Annotated in this window: 2 protein-coding genes; both read left to right on the top strand. The window is 72.8% G+C overall.

What is annotated here, in order from left to right:
- The first annotated feature begins 336 nt into the window (after positions 1-336).
- A complete protein-coding gene (locus VSR01_RS09600) occupies positions 337-8,142 on the top strand; it encodes a hypothetical protein (protein ID WP_326448831.1) in 7,806 nt (2,601 codons plus the stop codon).
- 65 nt (positions 8,143-8,207) lie between these two features.
- Positions 8,208-23,864, top strand: coding sequence for a hypothetical protein (locus tag VSR01_RS09595; protein ID WP_326448830.1), 15,657 nt, complete (start codon positions 8,208-8,210; stop codon positions 23,862-23,864).
- The last annotated feature ends 261 nt before the right edge of the window (positions 23,865-24,125 follow it).

Genomic DNA, 24,125 nt, shown 5'->3' with positions numbered 1-24,125 from the left:
CCGACTCTGGCGGGCGGCCTCTGACAGGTCCGGAGGCCCACCAGTATGTGATCGCTGTCCTGCAGGACGACCTGAACCGCCCGGGGGACGATCGCCGGCTGTGGGACAGCCCCTGGCTCACCGCCCAGATCGTCGCTGATCTGGTGGTCCGGCAGGCAGACCAGGCCGGCTGATCTCGAACTTCCCCGCGCTGAATGGATCGGGGAGCGAGTCGTCGACGTCCTGTGCGATGACGGCCAGCTCGACCTCGCGCGCCGGGACGTCATCGACCGGTTCCGCCAGCCTGAGATCTTCGGTTTTCCCGGTGATGGCGTCATTGCCGCCGCGGTTGCCCGGGTGCACGACCTGACCCTGCGGATCAGCACGCCCGCGGGCAGCTACACCATCGGTGAGGGCGGCACGACCATCGGCCTGCTCTACGCCGTCGGCGGCGACCATGTCGCACGCTGGTCGCCCATCGGGCCTTCCGACCTCCATCAAGACCGCGTCACATCCGCCTTCCCCGGCGAATGGGGCATTGTCGCCGCGATCCTCGACAACCAGCGCAGCCTCGACCATGCCCTCACCGGGGTTGCCCGCGCCCCTCGCGGCGTCACTGCCGTTGAACTCCGCACCGCCCTGGAGCGCCACCTCCGCGGATGGCAATACTCCCCCAAGATCTGGCACAACCCCGTACAGATCGCTGCGATCGTCGTCTGGCACCGCATGCGCTCCGACCTCCTCGCAGGTCCCGTCCTCTCCCTCGACGACTTCACCACCACGGTCGGCTGGTGCAAAGACACCAGCGCCCCGCTGTCCGGCGAGCCCGACCCCATGGGCACAGAACCGGGTCATCTCAGCGTCGACCTGCTCAGCCGACTCGCCGACATCATTCATGTCGACGGTATCCGCGTCCCAGACATCCTCGACGGCGCACCTGTGCCCGCGCGGCAAGTCCTCGACCAGCTCCTGCGCGCTCCCGACACCACCCGCGTGGGGTGGCTCGACATCGAAGACGCCCTCCACCGGGCCGGCCCCGGCAGCATGGCCCTCGTTCTCCTCCACCACCCCACCCGCGCCAGCGGGGCCATCGCCGCCTACTACACCTACGACCACGGCATCCACTGGGCCGACCTCCAAAACGGACCCGACCAGGCAGGCGATCTCGACTACGAACCCCACGGCACCGTCCTCGACTCCACCGCAACCGTCCAACTCACCGCCCTGCCAGCCCCACCCGGCAACGACCCCTACGACGTCGATGCCATCACCGCCGCGGACAACCCGCCCGCGCCGGCCGGAGCCGAGGTGGACCGCGGCAACGACCTCTGGTACCAACCGGTTCGTGCCGCGATGGACGACGTGCTGTCCGCGCATTTCCCGAACGTCACGTTCACCATGCAGCAGCTTGACCAGGCCTACGATCAACGGCCCCGCAACCTGCGGTACGGCCAGGACACCCAGCCCAGCAACCAACAAGCGGAAGCACTGGGGCTGGCCATCGTCCAATACCTCCGCACCGGTATGTGGCCCAGCCTGCTCGGCGGCGCGGCCCCGGCCGCCACCCACTCGGCGCTCGCCTGGAAGACCACCCCGTCCGGCTACGCCCTCCCCAGTGACACCACCGAATACGCCGACGCCCTGGGCCTGGAGCCGCTGCCCGCGGGTGCCCGCGCGCTGGCCCTTGCCGCCCCCGACGAGCAGGGCACGTACACCGTCCGCGGCAAGACGTTCACCACCGCGGAACTCGCCGAGCAGATCACCGCCCGGCTCACCGCCGACGGCGTCGCGCCCCCGCGCCGCCTGGTCGTTTACGGACCGCGCGGCACCGCCCTGGCCCAGGAGCTCAGCCGCCTCCTGGCTCCCTACACCGTGGACGTCCTCGGCGCCCACGGCGACCCCCGCCCCGCTTCCGGAGCCACCGGCCTCGCCCGGCGCACCGCCGACCGCTTCCACCTCACCGCCACGCCGACCACCGGCTGGACCGCCTACCGCGACGGCCTGCCCATCGACACCGGCCTCCTCGGCCCCCGCGCCACCCTCACCGACGTCCTCACCGAACTCGAGAAACCGGCCCACTGGCCCACCACCGCCCCGGCACGGTCCGAACCCGAACCCGAACCGCGGGCCGGCGCCGAGCCCGAGCGGCCGGCGGCTTCGGAGCAGCCCGTCCTGCAGCCGTCGGACACGGCCGTCCCGCAGCATGCGCCCGCGCCGTCCCGCCCACGTCAGCGGCAGGCGGACGCGATCGACGCGATCGAGCCGGCGGATCCCGCGGCCGTGTACTGGGAGCCGGAGGAGGCGCGCGAGGGCCCGGCCTGGGATCCGGCGGTGCTGGAGCGGGCGCGGAGTGTGCTGCGCACGCTGCGGCCCGAACGCGGGGACGCGACCGCGGAGGAAGTGGCCCGATTCCACGACCGGTTGCCGAGCTGGCAGCAGAGCCGCAACCCCCACCACCGCGGCGAGGCCATCGCGCAACTGATCGCCGGCACGGAACCGCCCCGCCTGCGCGGCGGCGCGCCGGCCGCGGTGGAGGCCGGTCAGCCGACGCAGGCCAGGCCGCTGTTCCCCAGCATGTACTTCGGGGACGACACCCATCGCGATTACTGGCTGCGGCTCGCGCGGGGGTACGAAGCCGCCGTCCTCCGTGCCCTGCAGCAGCGCGTGTCGTACCGTCAGGCCGCGCAGGCCACCCTCGCGGCCCTGGTCGCGAAGGTGACCCCGATGGTCCCGCCGGGCCGGGCCGCACGGGTGTTCTTCCCGCAGGACAAGCGCCCCTCGTACCAGTTGACCGCCCAGCTCGACGCGCTCCTGGAGTGGGCCCCGGCCAAGGCGCCCCAGTTGGGCGCCGTGATGGCCGCGGTGGGCGCGGGCGCGCGGTTCTACGCCGCCCGCCAGGGCCTGACGGTGCCGCCCGTCGACCCGGGCCTGACGCGGAGGCTGTGGGAGCTGGGCCATCCCGTGCCCGAGACACCGGACGGCGGGAGGACGGCGCTGATCCGGTCCGTGGAGCGGCTGCTGCTGGTCCACCGGCGGATCGGCGTCGTCTCCCTCGGCCACCTGTACGGCGCTGGGGACGAGGTGGACGCGAACGCGGTCGCCTTCCGCGGTGCGGTGTTCGCCACGTTCGCCGGGCGGCTGTCGCTGGCCGAACTCTTCGGCGCGGCGCAACGGGCGGGCGTGGTCGACACCGACATGGCCGTGCCGCCGCAGTGGATGGAACCGGACTTCCGGAACTCCACCGTGGTGCAGGCGGACGTGGCCGAGCTGCACGGCTTGGTGCCCTACCTCCTGAGCCCCGAGAGCATCGACCCGACACTGCGCCGGTTCCCGCACGAGAAGCGGTACGCGCAGATGGCCGCCGACCTCCTGGAATTGGACGTCGACGGTTCCGGTGACGGCCGGGCCGTGACGGACCTGATCGACGCTCTCGATTCCGGCACCGTGACGTTCCGGCCCGACCAACGGGACCCGGACCGCTGGCGGCAGCGCCGTGAGGCCTTCATCGCATGGCTGCGGGAGCACCGCCACCACTACCAGGGTGCCACCCCCGGCCATCTGATCGCGTTGTACCTGCTGGGAGGTCCCGACGCGACGCTGACGCTCCTCGGCCTGGACGCCGCTCCCCACGCCGCCCGCAGGAGCGTCCTGCGCGGCCGGATCCTGGGGTGGCTGGAACGGCTGGTCCAGGGGGCGGACGAAGCGGAGCTGCCGCTGGTGATGCGGCGCGAACCGCTGGTGGCCGAACTCGTCGCGCACCCGGCGCTGGGCACGCCGCAGCACCTCGCCTCGCTGGCTGACGACCTGGCCTCGGACGAGCTGATGGCGGAGTTGGCGGAGCACGCGGAGATGCAGCGGCGGGCGCTGCTGACTCTGCCCGAGACCGAGGGGCCGGTGTGGTGGGGCGAGTCGGCGCCCGGACCGTCACATGGGTCGGTCCAGCCGGGCGGGTTCGTCAGGCCCGCGCTGTCGCGCGTGACGCTGGACGGCGGGGCCGCGGTCCGGGACGCGTTCGAGGCCGTCGACCGGTCGGGTTCGGGCGTGCCGGTCGTCTACTGGGTGGAGCAGCCGTCGAAGGCGCGGGCGTTCGGGCCGTTCGCCCAGCGACCGGGTGACCACGCGGCCTACCCGGACGACGTGGAGTTCCGCCCGCTGAAGCCGCAGTGGGTCTGGGACGTGCAGCGGCGGCGCTGGTATCTCCGCATCCCGCTGGAACAGGTGGAGCGGACCGACGGGCCGGTGTGGCGAGCGGACCCCGTCGTCCGGCTGGTCAGCACCGACAGCGGAATCCCCTTCGCGTACTCCGCCATCAACAGTGCGGACTGGCCCCACTTCTCGTGGAACATGGTCCACCTGCCCGGGGCCACGGACTACATGCTCCAGAACAAGGACGGCAGCTTCGACACGTTGCCCACGCCCCTTGTCGCCTCGGGCTTCGACTCCGTGGGCCGCCCGAACGCCGTTGCCATCGAGACACACGGCCTGCCGAACGACGTGGTGGCCGCGTACAGCCGTGAGGGGCTCGCGCGCGGGAGCGGCACGGTGGCCGCCCGGCTCGCCGACCGGGTGATGCGGCTGACGGGCCGCGACCCGGTCACCCAGGACGTGTTGCTCGTGGTCTGCTACGCCGCCCAGGGCGCCCGGTCCGCCGGTCAGACGGCGGCCAACCGGGGTCGGGGCGGGAGGGTCATCGCGGGGAACGCCGTGGTGGTGACGGCTTCAGCCCCCGGCACATCGCTGCCCGACGTCTACGTCCAGGGTGAGAAGGGCGGCCCGGACCCGCGGTGGCAGCAGTTCGGCAAGCAGCCGGTGCCCGTGCCGGCAGAGCTGCGGTCCGCTCTGCCCTTCGCCGGCCGCAGGCCGGGCCGCCGCCGGTGGTTCGGCAACGGCACCCGCGGGTGGCAGGACATCGCGGAACAGCACGAGAAGTTCCTCGGGGCCGCGCTCGCGGGCAACCCCGGACTGGCCGGTTTCGCGAGCGGACTGGCCGCCGCGCTGAGGAGCGCCGGTTTCCCGGTGCTCGTGCAGGGCGCGCCGACGCTTGTGAACGTGATGAGGGCGATCGACGACGCCACCCGCGACGATCGCGTGTACGTCGTGGCCGGCGACGGCGCACAGCGCCGTGCCTTCCTGGAGGAACGCGGCCTGCTGGTGCGCACCGGCGAACAGCCGAGCACGGCGGCGCTGTTCGCGGCGCAGCGTGCTGTCGTCTTCGACCGGCAGCCCGCCACCACGGCGGCCGACGACCACCGCTGGCTGCTGGCAGCCGTCATCGGCTGGAGGCTGTCCACCGGCACCGCCACTCTCGCCGACGTCTTGGAGGACTACGCGCGCAACGTCGGCGGCGACGACCACGGCATCGACCTGGCCGGACTGCGCGACGCCCTGCTCGGGGATGCCGTCGATCTCTACGACTGGGCACGCCGGACCCTGGCGCCGTTCACCGGCAGCTGGGAGGACCTTCCGAAACGGTACGACGAGTCGTGGCAGCCCGCCCACCACCGGATGCCCCACCCCGCGTTCGCCTCCATCGCCCGTCGGCTGTTCACCCGGACGGCCACCCTCGCCCAGGTCTTCGACGACTACGCCATCGCCACCGCCGCGAACCAGGCCGTCAGCACGGCGGGCCTGAACGACGCCCTGCTCGGTGACGTCACCGACGTGTACGACTGGGTGAGCCGGAACCTGGCGCGGCACATCGGCGGCTTGCAGGACCTCGTGGCCCGCCATGGCCACAGCGCGCTCCCGCCGCACCACCGGATGTACCTGACGCACCAGGCGAAGTTCGCCGCCGAGCCCATCGGCGACCTGAAGGTGCCCGAGGGGCTCGTCAGGGCCATCGGCGTGATGTCCGGTCAGATGCCGCCCGGGACGCAGGGCGTGGCGCATCAGGCCGGCGCGGCCAGTTGGGCCGAGCGGCAGGCCGCGGTGAGCGCGTGGATCCGGACGCACGGCGGCTCACCGCTGGACCTCCTGCGGCCGGCCCACGTGACCGCGCTGTTCCTGGCCACCCACGAGCCGGACCAGCGCCTGCTGCGTGGAGACACCGACGCCCTGTCCGCTTTCGCGGACGGCGCGCCGGACTTCCCGTACCTGCTCACGCAGGACAGCCGGTTCGCGCAGCTCAGCCAGGACCCCGCGCTGAGCGACCCGAGCGACCTGCGGCACCAAGAGGTGCGCAGCCGGTTGCTCCAGCGGGGCCGACTGCTGGCGGACCGGGCGCTCCCCTCGATCCCGCTGCATCTGGGCATCCTCGGCGAGGCGCTCGCCAGGCTGCCGCACCTGCCCGAGGGCGAGCGGGTGTACGTGGCGGTGCACTGGCCGGATGCTCCGGGGGCGGCGGCCGCCCCCATGCCGGAGGTCATGACGATCCCGGCGTTCCAGCCGGCGTGGCGCACGCTGGAGGACGCGCTGACCGCGGTGGACGCCTCCCCGCCCGGCTTCCACCGGACGGTGATCGCGGTGGACGGCTCGGCGGCGCGTGACGTGTCGTTCGCCTCGGGCCGTCCCGGCCTGCGGCAGGCGATGTTCCCCTGGGACACCGAGATCCAGGTCACCTCCTACGGGTGGATGCCGGACGCCGGCGGCCGGCCGTACGAGTCGGTCGCCGCCACCGACCGCACCGCGAACACCCGCCACGTCACGTACGGTCCGCAGCCCGCGGCCCCGCAGCCGCAGACGGTGCCCGGGCCGTCCCAGCCGGCCCTCGCGGGGGCGGCCTTCAGTTCCCACGCGCTCCCGGTCCGTCAGGAGACCGCGGGCGAGGCCCGGCCCGCGGGCCGACGCCTGCAGGGCGGCGCGCCGTCCGCCCAGCACTCGGCCACGGCCGGGCAGTCTGCCCAGCAGGACACTGCCTCGCCGGCGTCGCAGCCGGGCCCGTCGTCGCTGCCGTCCGCGGCGGGGGTCGGCCAGTCGCGCCAGGCCAGGGCGTTGTTCCCCAGCCTGTACTTCGGGGAGGACGAGGAGGACTGGGAGGAGTGGGTCGGGACGGCGCTGCGCTACGAGAAGCAGGTCGGGCGCTCGATGGCGGGCTCCGCGGACCTGCTGCACGCCGCGCAGGCCACCCTCGACGCGCTCGTCAAGCAGGTGGCCGCGCTGGTCCCGAAGGGTGAGGAGCGGCGGGTGTTCTTCCCGCAGGACGGCCGTTCCTCGGATCAGCTGCGCGACGACCTGGATGCGTTGCTGGTGACGGACGATACGAACGAGGAGGACGAGGAGGACGAGAAGGGCGGGAAGAAGCTGCCCTCGCTGACCGCCGTGATGGACGCGGTCGAGCGAGGTGCGGAGTTCTACGCCGCTCGGAACAATCTGCAGGTGGTGCCCATGAACCCGGAGTTGGCCCGGGAACTGCACGACCTGGGGTATCCCGTCGCCGAGAACCTGTCGGCCGAGAAGAAGGCGCGCTTGGCCGAATTCGAAAGGCTGCTGCTGGTCCATGGGCGGATCGGGGTCACCAACCTCGGCGCGCGGACCCGCGACTTCAGCGGACAGGACACGCGTGCGGTCGTGTTCCGCAACGCCGCGATCGCTTCGAAACTGTTGCAGAGCGGGACGAGCGAGCACGGTGATCGGGCTGACGTGCCGACACTCGTGGAATGGATCGGCGCGGCGCAGCGAGCCGGTGTGGTCGACACCGACATGGCGGTGCCGCCACGGAGGATGGAGCCGGACGTGAGCACGGCCGGTTCCGTGGAGGCCGACGTGGCGGGATTCTACGGTCTGGTGCCGTTCCTCTTCGAATCCGAGAGCCGTGACCTGCGTCTGCGCCGACTCCCGCACGAGGTCAGATACGAAGAGTGGACGGAAGACCTGCTGTACCCCGACCTCATCGATACAGAGGTGGACCTGGACACCCTGCGGCGGGATCTCGCCTCCGATGCCATGTCCATTGCAGCGGGTTCGGCGCGGGACAGGGATCTGTGGCAGCAGCGTCGTTGGGCCTTCATCGAGTGGATGCAGGAACACCGCCGCCGCTACCCCAGGGCTCCCTATGCCGGTTATCTGGCCGCTCTCCACCTGCTGGGCGGCGCCGACGCGGTGCTGATGGACCCGGCGGTGACGGCCGTTCCCCCGCCCAGGGCCGGGCGGAGCTGGAACGACGGATTCTGTCGCTGCTTGAGGGGTTGGACCAGGGTGCGCCGGCAGCGGAACTGCCCTACGTGATGCTCCGCGATCGGCGGGTGCGTCAGCTCGTCGAGGGTGCCCAGCCGCATACACAGAATCGGCCGGTGCAGCTGGCGCATGAGATGGCCACCGACGATCTGGTGGCGGAGCTGGCACAGCACGCGGAGATGGCGCGTCGGGCGCTGCTGACCCTGCCCGAGGCGGAGGGACGGGTGTGGTGGGCCGCGCAGCCGCCGGCCGCCCTCGTGCCTTCGTCCGAGCCGGTGCGCGTTCCGCGGCTGTTCCAGGCAACGTCCGATGGCCGGGCCGCGAGGGAGCAGGCTTTCCTGGACTCCGACCGGTCGGGGGCGGCGCCGGTGGTGTTCCAGGTGGAACAGCCGGTGGGGGTACGGGAGTTCGGGCCCTTCGCGCGGCATCCTGGCAAGCAGGCGGCCTTCCCCGACGGCGCCCTGTTCCGGCCCACGCAGTGGGAGCGGGCGCGCGACCTCGCGTCGGGCCGGGAATATGTCCTGGTCTCCCTGGAGCAGGTCCAGCAGGAAACCAAGGCGGCATGGCAGGAGCAGTACATGCTCCGGGCGATCAGCGTCGAGACGACGACCGGCAGTCGAGCGGTCATCGGACACTCCGCATTCAGCGTCCTCGACTGGAGCGCCTGGCGGTGGACCTTCCCGCTCCTGCCCGACCTCACGAACTATGTCATCCGCGACAAGGACGGCACGAGGCGCCCGGTGAACCCTCCTGTCGCAACAGGGTTCACCGACGATGAGCCGCCGTTCGTCGTGTTCGCCACCCATGGCCGGCCCGCGACCGGGCAGGTATTCGGCCCGGAGGGGGTCACGTGGGTAAGCGGTGGGCTGGCGGGCCGCCTCGCGGACACGCTCGCGCCCGCCACACGCCAGTTGCTTCTGGTCTGCTACGCCGCCTCGGGCGGTGAGGCCGGCGTCCCGCCCTTCGCCCAGAACGCCGCGAACCGGCGTGCGGGAGGCTCGGTCACCGCAGCGACCGGAACGTCGGGGATGATGGTCCGCAGGAGCCTGCGGACCGAGATCTATGCCGAGAGCACACCAGGCGGGCCGGATGCGGCGTGGCTGAGCTTCCAGAGGAAAGCGCTCGCTCCGACCGCTCACGAGCGTGTCGGCCTGCCGTTCGGCGGTCGGCGATCCGGACGTCACCAGCTGTTCCAGACCCCCGCTTGGCGGCAGACAGCTGAGAAGCACGAGGCCGCGATCTTCGACGCCTCGGTCAGCAGCCCCGAACTGCTCACTTTCGCCGAGGAGTTGGCCGACGAGCTGAACCGCTCCGGCTACTCGGTGGTCGCGCCGCAGGGCACGCGGACGCTCGTGACCCTGATGGCGGCGATCGACACCGCCGTCCACGCCGCCCGCGCGGAACGCACGGACGCCCCCGCGGAACGCACGTACACCCTCGCGGAAGACGGCCAGGAACAGGCCGAGTTCCTCGCGCAGCGCGGCGTCCTGGTGGGCAGGGGTGAGTTCCGCAGCATGGCGCCGCTCTTCGACGCCTATCGGGAAGTAGTCCTCAAACGGCCGGACCACGAGACGCTGGACGACCGGAAACTGCTGCTGGCGGCCATCGCCCTGGGACGGTCCACCGGGCGCACCCTTGCCGCGGTTCTCCACGACTACTCGCGCACCGTGGCCGACGACAACCGGGGCATCGCCTTCGACGGCCTGCGCGACGCGCTGCTCGGCGACGCCGTGGACATCTACGACTGGGTGCGCAGGAACCTGGTCCCGATCGCCGGCGCCTGGGACGACCTCTTCGCACAGTACGGCGAGGCGTGGCTGCCGCCGCACCACCAGATGTACCACCCCGGGCTCACCATCCGGACCACCGGCGATCTGACGGTGCCCGAGGGACTCGTGCTGGCCATCGGGGAGATGACCGGGCAGTTGCCGCCGGTCACGCCGGACCTGGCGGACGAGGTGGGCGCAGGCACCTGGGCCGAACGGCGGACCGCGGTGGACGCGTGGGGCCGGGAGCACTCCGCATCGCCGCTCGACCGTCTCATGCCCGCCCACCTGACCGCGCTGTTCCTGGCGACCCATCAGCCCGACCACGACCTGCTCACCCGCGCGGAAGCGCATGCGCAGCTGCCGCGCGTCGTCGAGGACCTGGTCGACCGCGGATCGGCGGACTTCCCGTACCTGCTCGCCGACGACGCCCCGTTCCTGCAGTGGAGCGCGGACCCCGCCCTGCGGAACCCGAACGATCCGCGGCACGGGCAGGCGCGGGAGCGGCTGATCCGGCGCGCCGCGGAACTGGCGCCCACCGTACGGTCCTGGATTCCGTTGCATGCGGGGATGCTGGCCGAGGCGCTGGGCAAGCTGCCGCACCTGCCCGCGGGCGAGCCGGTCTACGTCGGCGTCTACTGGCCCTCGGGGGACCCGGCCACGGCCGCGGTGCCGCAGAGACTGGTGATCCCGGCGTTCCAGCTCGCCCTGCGCACCCCGCAGGACGCGCTGGCGACAGTGCCTCCCGTGGCCGGCTACCAGCGGGTGGTGGTCGAGGTCCAGGCGTCGGCGGCGCGGGACGTGTCCTTCGCCTCCGGCCGTCCCGGTCTGCGGCAGGCGATGTTCCCGTGGGACACCGAAGTCCTGGTCACCTCGCACCTGCGGGCGCAGGACGCGCGCCATGAGCCGTTCGAGTGGATCGTCGCCGCCGACCCGACCGCCGACACCCGTTCCGCCGCCTCCGCACCGGTGGCAGGACCGGTCGCCGGACGTGTGGAGGTCGCGCCATGGAGCCCGCGCGTCGCCGGCCGGCGTCCGCGGGGCGGGAAGGCGGCGGTGGCACCGCGGTGGCCGGTGTCTGTGCAGACGCAGGTGCCCTGGTCGGCGCCGGGCAAGGGCAAGGGGAAGAGTGCGGTCGCCTGGTTCGAGCCGGAGGCGGCCTGGGAGCCCGCTATGGGGACGGACCGCATCTGGTGGTGGCAGTACCCGCCGGAGCCAGAACTGGACGATGTCGGCGCCGGAAAACTGCTCGCCGAGCTGAACAAGGAATTGGCGCGGAACCACCTTCCGCTGAATCCGTTCACGACCGGGGACCTGCAGAGGGGCTATCCGTATCTGCGGGCGCGTCAGGGCCTGAAGAACGCGACGTTGAACCTGCTGGCCCAGCAGATCGTGCTGGATCTGGTCCAGGACCCGAGTTCCGAGATCCTGGTCCGCCCGGTGACCGCGGACGAGACCCGGCCCGCGGGCCGACGCCTGCGCGGCGGCGCGCCGGCCGCCCAGCACTCGGCCACGGCCGGGCAGTCTGCCCAGCAGGACACTGCCTCGCCGGCGTCGCAGCCGGGCCCGTCGTCGCTGCCGTCCGCGGTGGCCGGTCAGCCGCAGCAGGCCAGGCCCCTGTTCCCGTCCCTGTACTTCGGAGATGAGGACAACCGGACCACGTGGCTGGAGACCGCCGGGGAGTACGAACGGGCTCTCGGCCGGGTGATGGTCGAAAATCCGGTGTGGCGGCTGGCGGCGCAGGCCACACTGGCCCGTCTCGCCCAGAAGGTCGAGGAGCTGGTCGGGCCCGGGAAGCACGCACCGGTCTTCATCCCGCCGCAGGACCAGGGCGGCGCGGCGAGTCCGCAGGCGGCTCTGGACGCGCTGCTGGACCAGACGGCGGGGAAGACTCCCAGCCTGTCGTCGGTGATGGCGGCGGTGGCGAGGGGCGCGGAGTTCTATGCCGCTCGGCACGGCCTGCCGGGACCGGCTCCGGTGGATCCGGCGCTGACCGAGCGGTTGGTGGAGCTGGGGTATCCGATCACCGCCGAGCACGCGGACGAGAAGGCGGCGCGCATCGGCAAGGTGGAGACGTTGCTGCGGGTCCACCGCGACATCGGCGTGGTGCCGTTCGGCAAGCACCCCCGGAGCGGCTATTCGGAGACCCTCGCCTTCCGGAACGCCGTGCTGGGCTGGACCCTGGCCCAGGCCGCCCACGCGCCGGTTCTGGGGCAGTTGCTGGGGGCGGCGCAGCGCGTCGGCGTCGTGGACGTCGACGATGCGCGTCCGCCGCAGTGGATGGAGCCGGATCTGCGGACGGCCGACGCCGTGGAGGCCGACGCGTCCCAACTGTACGGTCTGGTGCCGTTCCTGCTGGATCCCCTGGGGCAGATCCCGGCAGGGCCGCTGGCCGATGACGCGACGCTCGCGGACGTGTTGTCCCGGCCTCCGCACCAGGCACGGTACGAAGAGTGGGCGGAGGATCTGCTCTCCCCGGGCGGGCAGCAGGGAACGGGCATCGAGGGCCTCGCCGACGACCTCGCGGGGGCGGGTGTATTCATGTCCCCGTCCGGCCGGAGCGACGCGGCGTGGCGCCGTCGTGCCGCGGGCCTGCGGTGGATGCGGAGCCACCGGGGGCAGATCACACCAGTCGTATCGGGGACGACCGCGCTGTTCCTGCTGGGAGGTGCGGACGCCGCTCTCATGGGCTCGGACGTCGTCGCCGGCGGCCGCGAGGGGTTGCGGGAGGCGATCCGGTCCCAGTTGGAAGGGCTGGAACAGGGACTCGGACACGGGATGCCCCCCGCCTCGTTGCCGCTCGTACTCCTCCGCGAGAAGGCGGTGCAGAAGTTCGTGCACCAGCCTTGGAGGTGGACAGCGGAGAACGCGCGGGCGGTGGCCGACGCCGTGGCCACGGACGCGTTGGTGGCGGAGTTGGCTCAGCACGCGGAGATGGCGCGCCGGGCGGTGATCGCGGGTCTGCCCGAGACCGAGGCGCCGGTGTTCTGGGGCGGCCAGGAGCCGGGGGTGTCGCTCCGGCCCGCGGACACCGGCGGGAAGCAGGAGGCGGGCGGGTCCCTTGAACTGCCCGCGTTGTTCCAGGCGACCACCGACAGCGCGTCCGCGGTGCGCGCTGCCTTTCGGGCCGCCGCACGGAGCGGCGGGCACCCGGTGGTGCACCGGATCGAAAGGCCGGTGGGCGCCTACGAGTTCGCGCCGTTCGCCCGCGATCCCCGGGACCAGGTGGTCTTCCCCGACGCCTCCCAGTACTCCGAGGTCACGCGGGAGATCGTCCTCGACATGGCGGCCGGCGGTGGGTACGTGCTGGTCACCTGGGAGCCCGCGGAACCGGAGCGGACACCCGTATGGCAGCGGCAGCTCATCACCAGGGAAATCCGTACCGCGGGCGGCGTGCTCTACGGCGAGGCCGTGGACAGTGGTCCGGACTGGCTCGAATGGCGGAGCACCTATCGGGTCTTGCCGGACGTGACGGAGTACTTCATCAGGGCCGAGGACCAGGCGTGGAGCGGCGGCCGTCCGGTTCCGCCGCCGGTCACCACGGGGCTGAACTCCGTGGGAGCCCCTTCGTTCCTCCTCTGGAGCTCCCACGGCACGGACGGCCGCCTCACGATGCCGACCCGCGAAGGACTCAAGGCAGGCAGCGGCCTGGTGGCCGCCCGCAGCGCCGATCGACTGATCCTGCGGCTCGGTCTCGACCGCGCCACGCCGCAGCTCCTACTGGTCTGCTCGGCCGGCACCGGCGCACCCGGTGTCAAGGCCGTCGCAGAGCAGTCCGCGGCCTCGCGGCGTTCTGAGGGGGATGTCATCGGCGCGACCGATACGGTCGCGTTGGCCGAGGTCGGGCCACCCTGGAAGCAACAGATAGTGGTGCTCGGAGAGGACTCCGGGGCCCTGTCCCCGTGGAAAACATTTCTCTGGCAGCCGGTGGGCGCCGCACCGGAACCTCCCGGTGTTCGCGGGCCGCTGGCCGGCCAGGAACTGGTCGCCCACCACTGGTACGCCGACAGCCGGTGGAGGCAGGTCGCCCTGGCCCACGAGGAGGCGATCGGAGCGGCCTTCGACGGCGACCCGGACCTGCTCGCCTTCGCCCGCCGGTTCGCCCAGGCGTTGGCGGACTCGGGGACGTACCAGGTGGCCGTCCCCGACGTGACGTCGTCGGTGGCCGACGTGATGAAGGGGATATACCGGGCGGTCACCCGTGTTCACGGGACGGACTGGACCTCCGAGGCGGACGATGCCAGGGCCCAGAGCGACCTGGAGGCCACCCGCGGAATGCTCCTGCGCGTCGGCGACTATGCCGGCGTGACGCCGATGTTCGACGCGCACGCGGCCGTCGGCGAACCCGGCGGTCACCTGCGGCTGCTGAAGGCGATCATCGGCTGGCGACTGGCCACAGCGACCCGGACCCTGGCCGAGATCCTCCACGACTACGTCCATAACATCGCTTCCCGCCGCGCGGACGTCGACGCGGGGGAACTCACGGAGGTTCTGGCCGCCGGCGCCCTGCACATGTACCACTGGGTCGGCGCGAAGCTGTCGCCCTTCACGGGCACCCAGGCCGAGCGGACGCAGAAGTACGGCCGCAACTGGCTTCCGCCGCATCACCGGATGCACTCCGTGCGGGTCGGGGAGAAGGAGACCGGCGGCCTCGCTGTGCCCGAGGGGCTGGCCGCGGCCGTCCGGACCCTCGGCTCGGCCAAGGCTCCGCCGCAGGTGCCCGCGCCGTGGGCCCCGAGGGTCGGCGCACCCACCTGGGCGGCACGGCACGCGGTGCTACGGGAATGGGCCGCGCTGCACCCGGACGCATCGCTGGACGGGCTGCTGCCCGCGCATCTGGCCGCGTTGTTCCTGGCGACCCACGCTCCGGACCACGCGCTGCTGCACGTCGACCTCGACGACCCCGGAGCCGGCGGGAGCGACAGCGAACTGGCGGAGGGCCTGCGCGAGACGGTTCTTCAGACGTTCGACACCGGCTCCCACGACTTCTCCTACCTGCTGTCCGGCGATCAGGAGTTCGTGAGGCTGACCCGCACGCTCGCAGACACGGATTCCGACGATGACGACTACCTGGACCTCCACGCCGACCTGACGCGCTGGTTCACCGACGGGGCGCCGCTGCTGCGGTCCTCCCTCCGCAGGACCCAGGCCATGCTGGGCGAGGCGCTGGTCGCCCTGCCGCGGCTGCCCGAGGACGAAGCGGTGTACGTCGCCACCTGGGCGCCCGCGGAACCGGGTGCGGAGCAGCCGACACTGCCCGACTTGCTGAGCCTGCCGAGGTTCCAGACGGCCTACCGCAGCGCGGAGGACGCACTCGCCGCGATGGGGCCCGCCCCCGCCGCCGGGTGGCACCGCATGGTGGTGCGGGTCGAGGGCTCTGCCGCCCGTGACGTGTCCTTCGCCGCCGGCGACCCGACGCGGCGGCAAGCGCTGCTGCCCTGGCAGGCCGACTTCGCCCTCGACTTCCGGAAGACGGCGTTCGCCGAGGACGGCGAGCCCTATCTGTCGTTCGTGGCCGTCGTGCCCCGGTCCGAGACGGCCGCCGTCCAGGCGCCGGCCCTCTCGCAGCAGCCCATGACCGCGGCCTCCCAGCAATCCGCGGTTCCCCACCAGCCGGCCGCCGCGACAAGCGCAACCGCTGGAACCGCCGCGATCGCCGTGAAGGCCATGAAGGGCGGAGCCCCGCGCCCTGAGCGCCGGCCGGGCTCGCAGCAGCGGCCCGGCTCGCACAGGCTCTCCCTGAGCGTGCCCCCCGCGGCCGAACAGCGGCCCGGCTCCAGCGGGTTGTCGCCGAGCAGGGCATCGGCGACGGAACGGCCGACGTCGGGCGGGCTGTCCCCGGCGGACGCCGCCGCGCGCAGGCCGCGGAGCGGGTCGGCGCAGTCGGCCACCACGCGCAGCCGCCGGAGTTCGAGTGTGCGCAGCGCCCTGGAGGCGCTGCGCCTGCGGCGGGGCCCCGAACCGCGTCAGGAGGACTTCGCCGGGTTCCTGGAGCGCACGCTCGCGGAGATGGGGGCGTCCGCCGCGGGCGTCGGCCGTCAGGTCCAGGTGGAGCCGGAAGGATGGCTGGGCCGGGCCGCCCGGGAGCATCCCACGGTGGCCGAGGCGGACGGTGCGGCTCTTCGTACTGCGCTCAGCGGCCTGCTCAACGGATCCGATGGGGGCGACGCGTTCTCCGACGAGGCGCTGAAGGACCTGTTCCCAGGGGCACTGGACGGGACCGCCCGTCAGGTCAGCAGCAGGCGGGTGACGATCCAGGTCGTCGGCATCGCGCCGCCGACCGGCAGCACGGAGTCGACCGGGGAGCGGGCGCAAGGCGGTCACGTCACCTCGGCGCCACAGGTGTTCAGCGACTCGGCCGAGCGTACGGCCCTGGACCCCCTGTCGCTGGTGAAGGTGCCGGTGCACCCGGGCGTGACGCTGTCGGGGGGCCTGGCCGGGGACACCCGGGAGCACTCGGTGACCGCTCGCGCCGGCGGCCAGGAGAAGGTGTCGGCGACCGAGTCGCGGGTGACGGCGGACGTCGCCGACCACGCGGTGACGTTCGAGGTGTCCGCGGACAAGGGTGAGGAAAACAAAGTCCGGGTGACCGTGCCGATGAAGCTGTCCTGGGCGCGGCCCCGGACCGGCGCCGGCTCGCACGCCGATGTCGCCCTGGGCTATCCGCAGGTGCGGGCCGGAGCGGGAGACCGTGAACGCGCCGACGCGTTCAAGTCCGCGCAGCGCGTCGTGGAGAAGCTGCGGTACGCCTTCTTCCACGGTCTGAAGGGCCTGCCGGACCTGCTGAAGAACAGCGAAGCCGTCGGTCCGTTCGCGACGCCGGAGGAGCAGCAGAGGTTCGACCAATGGGTGGCGGGCCTGCGCCAGCCCCAGGTGCACGAGGCGCGCGGCATGCTCAGGGAGCCGGCGCGGGCCACGTTCGGCTTCACCAGCGGCCGGCATGAGGTCGTGGTGGCGCTCGCGCCCCCGCGGAGCGCGGCGCCGGGAAGCGCCGCACTGCGCGGCGAGTTCGCCGACCGCGGCGAGCGCAGCGTGACGTACACGCACACGGACGAGGCGTCGGAGACGGTCCGCAGCGGCCACCGGCACAGCCTGGGCGGCACGCTGGGCGCGGAGACCGGCGACCCGCTGACGAACCTGCTGCCCAGTGTTTCGCTGGAGCTGAAAGGTGACCGCTTCACCACGGAGGTCGACGAGGCGGTTATCAATTTCCGAACCGAACTGTTTGACACCTACCACGGGGACTTCGACCACTACGAGGCGCCGCTGGCCTACGTGGTGTCGGCCGCGGGCGAGTCGTGGCGGCTGGAGGGCGGCGGCGTCACCTTGTGGCTCAGCTCGTCCCCCTCGACCCTCGCCAGCCCGGGGGATCTGCCCGCCGGTCTGGACATGAAGGAGATTCCGGATCACGTCGACGCGCGCCACGAACTGCCCGAGGATGTGGTGGCCCATATCTCCATCAAGGCCGTGCGCCTGCTGCGCTTGGGCCCAACCGCCGAGGCTCGCACAGCCAAGGAGTTGGAGAACTTCCTGCGGCGCAGGGGAAACGTATCGGCCCTGGTGGACGGCGACGAAGGAGTGATGTTCACTCCGTCCGCAGGCGGACCCCGCCTCTATTTGCGCGGCACGGTGAACCGTGGCCGCGGCCGCTACGAGGGTCCGGCCGGCGACCTGCGCCTCGGCCGGGGAGTCGCCACCGGGGCCGCCCGCCGCAGCGGCCGCGGCCACGGCCGGTCCGCCAGCGCCGAGCTGACCGTCGACGGGCTGCCCGGGCCGCTGGAGACCTCGGCGGCGATGCGGCTGTCGATGGACGCCGAGCACACCGACGAGATCGCCGTGGAGGTGGCGCAGGAGCGGTCGTGGCAGCCGGACACGGTGCCGCAGCGTGTCTCCTACCCGCTGACGGTCGAGGCGCGGGCGGGGGAGACCTCCCAGGGCGACGACTGGGAGGAGCTGAAGCAGGATTCCACCCTCCCGTACCAGGTGCGGATCGTCGTTTCCGGACCGGCCGACACTGTCAAGCACTTCACCGAGGACGTCGCGTCGTCGACCGTGGAGACCCCCTGGCGTCCCGCGCGGCCCGAGGACCTGATCCGCGACGGCATCGCGCTGCCCGCGGTGGCGGACGTGGAGGTGATGAAGCCGGTCGGGGCTCTGCGGTCGACCGCGGCGGGCATGCTCGACGAGATGCCGAAGGCCAGCGGCTGGCGCGGCAAGAGCATCCGGCTGGCCGCGCACGGCCTGTTGGGGGAACAGGCCGAGGCGCTGGGCGAGGACCGCGGGGGCCTGCCCGGCCCCATGGCCCTGGGACTGTGGGCACGCCGGGACGTCCGCCAGGCCCGGTTCACGGCGACGACGAATCCGCGTGCCGGAACGGACTGGCTGTCGCTGGAGAGCCACAACGACGGCGGTCCCCTCGGCGGCCAGGACGCCTACGGCCACGTGGGCCTCGGCGAGTTCCTGCGCGATCCCCGCATCACCGACAGTGACGAGTCCCGGACCTTCCGCGTCACCGAGGTCTCCACCACCAGACTGCCCTCCTCGGACGAGCGGTCCAAGAGCGCGGAGGCGAGTGCGAAGACCGGTTACACGCTTGAGGCGGGAAACTTCTCGGCGGGCCTTACGGGCAAGGCCCGGGCCAGCTTCACGCACGCACACAAGGATTCCGACGACAGCACGGTGCAGACCAGGACCGAGACCACCTTCACCGACCGCGCCTACCGGGTGGTGTTCGACACGACCCGGGTCCTCCAGGCGCGGGCCGACCGCGTCTGGAGCGGGCCCCGGACCGGGGAGCACGGGTCGACCGGCGCGCCGCACGCCAAGGTCAGGGACGTCCCGGACGCGGTCGCGGTCTGGATCCCCGCCAGCGAACTGGCGTCGCTCGGCGTCCTGCCGGACGAGCAGGTCGTCAAGCTGCACCCGGAAGACCAGGACCGCTACCACCGTATGCACGCGGCCCAGCGCCCGTCCGGGTCGGTTCCGAAGCCAGGACTGCTCAGGGCCCCCACCCTGCCGCTGTGGCAGCCGCCCACCGACATCGGGCACGGCATCGGCACGCCCGCCCTGCACCCTCCGGCCGCGCTGACCGCCGTCGTCGACGCCCTCGACAAGGCGATGCGGGACTGGCGGGCACAGCATCCGCAGCTCGCACAGGGCGCGCCGCAACAGCTGTTCGCCGACATGGCCCAGCAGCTCGAACAGCAGGTATTCGACCGGGCGACCTCGGGCGGGCTGCCGCAGATGCTCAACCAGGCGCTCAACGGCGGGCTGCCGCTGTTCGCCCAGGCGTCGAAACAGCACAAGGGAATCACCTGGGAGCAGTCGGTTCTGGTCAAGCTCACTCTGGGCGCCGGACACCACGACTACACGCTGGACGACTACACCACGACGACGACGTACACGACGAGCACGCGGACCCGCGAGGCGGTGACGAACACGCTGAGCGCCGGCGCGTCGGCCGACGCGGAGCCCGCGGTGTCCGACCTCGGCACGATCGGCGACTTCGTCGCCGAGCAGCTCGCCGGGCAGCTGCCGCTCGACCCCACGGCGGCCGGCACGGTCTCCCGCGCCTGGGGGCCGGTGCACGAGCAGGGCGATCAGCAGACCATCACCGTCGAGCAGTCCGGGGGCGCCCACCGGTTCGTGCACGCGGTCACCGTGGAGTTCCAGGTGCACACCTGGCCGCATCGAGGCGTCCGCGGCAAGGTCACCCAGGCGCTCGGCCGGTCGCCGGCCGAAGGAAGCACCTGGGACTCCAAGCCGCGTCAGCTGACCGCCGCGACCGACGTGCTGCGCCTGACCGTGCCCATGGAGGAGTACCACGCGGCGGCGGGAGCCGATCCCATCGCCGAGCAGTCGGTGTCGCTGCGCGAGCAGTGGAGCCAGGGCGCCACCCCGGGCTTCCCGCCGGACGCCCTGGTCCTCGTCAAGCCCTTCCAGGCCCCGCGGCTGCACGAGTACGTCAGCGGCCTCCTGCTGGACGCCGATCCCGCCCACGCCGGCCGGCCGCTGGTCAGCGCCCGCCGCGCCGAGCCGCTGATGCACCAGACCGACGCGGTCCACCTGACCCACGCCTTCGTGCTCGCCCTCACGCCGGACGGGCACCACATCACCCTGCACGGCCGGACGTTGAGCGGGGCCACCGTCACAGTGGACCTGTCGGACCTCAAGGTGTACGACACCGGCGACACCACCAAGGTCTCCGGCACCGGTGCCACGTTCGACCGCACGATCGCGCGGGGCGCCACGACCGAGGTCACGGACAGCCTGGCCGCCTTCCCCGAGGAGCCGGCCTTCCCGGGGATGCTGCCCGACGCGGTCACGGAGGGGATGGCCAGCCTCACCGTCGAGGGCGCCCGCACCAGCCGCCGTCCCGGCGCCGTGACCGAAAAAACCGGACCCGGGAAGGGCGGCGGCAGCACGAAGAGCGCACGGACGCCCGGGTATCTGGTACGCGCCACTGTCCCCACCGCAGTCACTCCCGTCTACCGGCCCAAGGTGCCCGAGGCCAGCCGGCAGCAGCCGCTGACGAGTGCCGCGGACGGGCACGTGTGGCTGTACGCCAACGGCCCCGCGCTGACCGCGATGGGCGTGACCCCGCCCGGCGCCGGCGCCTGGCAGTCCGGCGCGGCCGTGAGGCGCGACCTCGCCGACGGGAACGGGAAGTGGTTCGGATGGGGCGTCCTCAACGGTACGGACTACGCGCGGCTGGCGGGGGCCCTGCCGCACCTGCCCGCTTTCAGGCACTACAACCAGTGGTCCCGCGACGCGGCGAACCGCAGGACGGCGGACCGCCGTCCGCTGCCCGCCACCGGCGCCTGGCTGGTCGGACACGGCGACACGGTCTTCGACGAAGGGCGGCTGAAGAAGTTCGCGGAAACCGTCGCCGCCAAGAACCTGACGACGATGACGGTCGCGGCGTGCACGACGGCAGCGTCCCTGGCCGTCACCGCGCCGGTGCTGCAACGCGCAGCCGACCGCACCGGCGTGACGATCCTCCAGTTCACGAGCGGCTTCGCCCTCGTTCCGGGCGGTCCCGGTGGCCGCCGGACGGAGATCCACGTCGCCGAGGACGGGCAGGGCAAGCCCGCCGGGTACCGCATGTTCGTGCCCGGCGCCTCCGCACCGGTGCCGGCCGGCGCCGGTGCGGAGCCCGCACCCGCCGGACTCAGCTACCCCGACCCCGAGTTCTGGCTCGGACCCGGCCCGGCGGTGCGGCAGGCGGCTCCCGGCGACACCGCCGGGCAGACCCTGCCGGAGGCTGTTCCCGGCGACACCGCCGTGGCGCCGCAGGACCCGGCGCCGGAACAGGACGCCGGGCGGGGCGCCGAGCAGGACGCGGAGCAGGTCCCGGAGCCGGGGCAGGGTCAGGAACAGGACGCGGAGCAGGAGCAGGAGCTTCTGCCGGAGCCGTCACCGCATCTGGCGCCCTGGTACATGGAGCGGGGGGCGCTCGGCGCGGCGGCCGTCGTCGCGGTCCATCCCTGGGCGGACCCGGCCGCCCTCGACCTGGCGGCCGGGCAGGCCGCGAGCGCGGCGCTCCGGCCGGAGGACGGTCCGGCCCTGCGCACCGGCCTCCGGGACGCGCTCAAGGACGTGCTCGCCACCAAGTCCAAGGAGACCTGGCAGCAACTGCTCAACCGCGGCAGGACGCTGGTGCTGGACGGCAGGCTGGTGTGGCTGCGCCCGGTGCCGGCCGCCCTCGTGCCCGCCGTGCAGCCGGAGGAGGGCGACGTCGAGGTCTACGGGAGCGGCTACGCCACCACCACCACGAGTCTCCAGCGCGAGCACGAGGTCGAGAAGGGCGTCGACGCGGCCATGCTGTCGGTGCTCTCCATCGCCTCGTCGGTCGCGAGCGCGTTCCTGCCCGTCGTGCCGAGACTGACCGCGAGCGTCGCCAACACCCGGTCGTCCGGGTGGAAGCGCACCGTCGTCGTCGGCCGCAAGCTCGAAGCGAAGAAGCAGACCCGCTTCGACGGCGGGGTGCGCGTCCTGGTGTTCGTCGACGGCGTGGAGCGGGGGGACGTGCCGGTGTCCCCCGGCCGCCTCGCCCTCGACGTACCGAGCGACCTGGCGAGCGCGGACGCGCCGCGCCCGGATGCCGGGGCGGCGCTCACCGGCGGCGGCTCCCGCGGGCGTCGGCCCGGCACGGCCCGCGAGGTGCTCAACGCCATCGACCTGATCCCCGTCGCCGCCTCGCTGCAACGGCGGCTGCTCGGCGCCGGGCTGCCCGCCCCCGCGGTCCTGGCCGCCGTGGACAAGGTGCACGACCTCCTCAACGAGGAGGCGGTGCTCGACCGCAGCCGGCCCTTCGGTGACAACGGCATCGTCACCGAGAAGGTGTCCGTCCCGGCGGGACGGAACGCCGCCGGGCTGCCGCGCTCGTTCGAAGCCCACTTCGTGATCCGCGGATCGATCGAGCGGCTCCAGTACCTGGGCGACGTCACGGCGAAGGTCCGCGAGGACTCGGGCAGCACCCTGCACATCACACAGGGCCGGCACAGCACCAGCAAGGCGGCGATCGGCGCCGGCTTCGACCTGACCGGGCTGCACAACCCGGAGGATCACTCCAAGGCATCCTCACGTGCTCCCATGCTCACCGTCACCCTCGGCGACGGGCGCGACACCGGCCACCGGCTCGTCGAGCAGTCCGGCGGGCAGACGGTGCTCAAACAGAAGGGCCTGCTGAGCCGCTACCTGGCGGGCCAGGCGGTCACCGTGGAAATCCGTTCCACCACGCACACGGTCGAGCCGGTGCGGGAGGAGGTCGACAGCGAGGTCGCCGTGCCGCGCTCGGACGCGCCCGACTTCGAGCGGCGGCTGCTCGGCGCGGTCCGCACGCCGGCGCTGCGCGCGGCCGGCCGGTCCGACGACGGGCCGGTGAGCGCGCAGCCGCACGTGCGGGCGCTGCTGCGTGAGGCCGCGCTCCCGCTGCCCGCCTCGGCCTACCGGCGGCCCGCCCGGCTCGACCTCCCGCTGCCGGCCCCGCACCCCCGCGAGCCCCTGGCGCCAGCCACACGGCGCGGCCTCGGCTTCGGCCGGCTGATCGCGCTGCCGGGCGCGGAACTCGTGCACGACCAGTTGCGCGCCAAGCTCGTGGAGCTGGACGCGGCGCGCACCCGAGGCCGGGGCGCCGACTGGTCGCAGGCCGACCTGGATCTCGTCAACTGGTACGGCAGGCCCGCGCTGGAGACCGACCTGGCGGCGCTGATGTACGGCATCGACCACACCGTGACCGTCGGTGGGCGGGACTACCAGCTCTTCGCACAGGCCCACGTGCGCGAGCGGATCGGTGACGAACCCGAGAGCTACCCGATGACCGTCGACGTCCGCGGCCTGTACAGCGCCCAGGTGTCGGGGCACCGCGGCGGGAAGTGGGACACGAAGGCCGGCGCGGGCGCGTCGCTGCAGCGCCCGCTGGGCAAGGCGGTCCGCTTCCAGTTCTTCTCCCTTCGCGGCGAGGGCAATTACGAGCAGGACCACGGCCACGACCTCGGCGGCACGGTGAAGTCCGGCTGGCGGGCGAGGACGCGGGGGACGTCGACGAGCACGTCTACGAGGTCGTCTACGAACTCGCGGTGCGGCCGGCCGGCGGCCCCACCGAGCGCTGGTGGATCGACCGGCCGGATCCCGCCCCCGCGGAGGCCTGGTGGATCCCGCGGCCGGGCGACACCGTCGCCCGCGTCGTCGTCCCGCACGAGCACGTCCCGGCCGAGCCGATCGACCGGCAGACCCTCGAACTGGCCGGCCGCACCGAGGAACTCCTCTTCTGGCCGGACGACGACGTCGTCGACTTCGGCGTCGGCGGCGCCTCGGGGGTCACCCCCGCCTTCTTCGCCCTGCCCGAACTGCCCCGGATGGCGGCCGAGATGTACGCGCGGGCGAACGGCCTGCCCGCCCGGTGGGCCGAGGACCGCTTCGACTGGCCCGACGCCCTCAAGGACATGGGAACTCCCTCCGCACTCGCCGAGCACTTCGACACCGAGACCGGCACCGGCCGGGTGATCGATCTGCCCACGGGTGAGGACGGAAGGAAGCAGGCCGTCCGGCTCCGGCTGCGCGGCTACCGGCCGCGTCCTCTCAGCCCCGCCGAGTCCATCGAGTTGGAGCACTACGCCCAGGGCGGCGTGGACCACAAGCGTCGCCGGGGACACGGATGGGGCGCCGGCCCGGAGGCGGCCGGCGGACCGCTGATCCACGTCGGACACGGACTGCTCAGCCGCTCCGGCGGCGACCAGGAGAAGTCCGGCGCCGGCGAGGAGGGCG

This window comes from Actinacidiphila sp. DG2A-62 (genome assembly GCF_035825295.1).
Lineage (GTDB): Bacteria > Actinomycetota > Actinomycetes > Streptomycetales > Streptomycetaceae > Actinacidiphila.
Note: the sequence above shows the minus strand (reverse complement) of the source record. Positions and strands in the feature narration are given on the sequence as shown.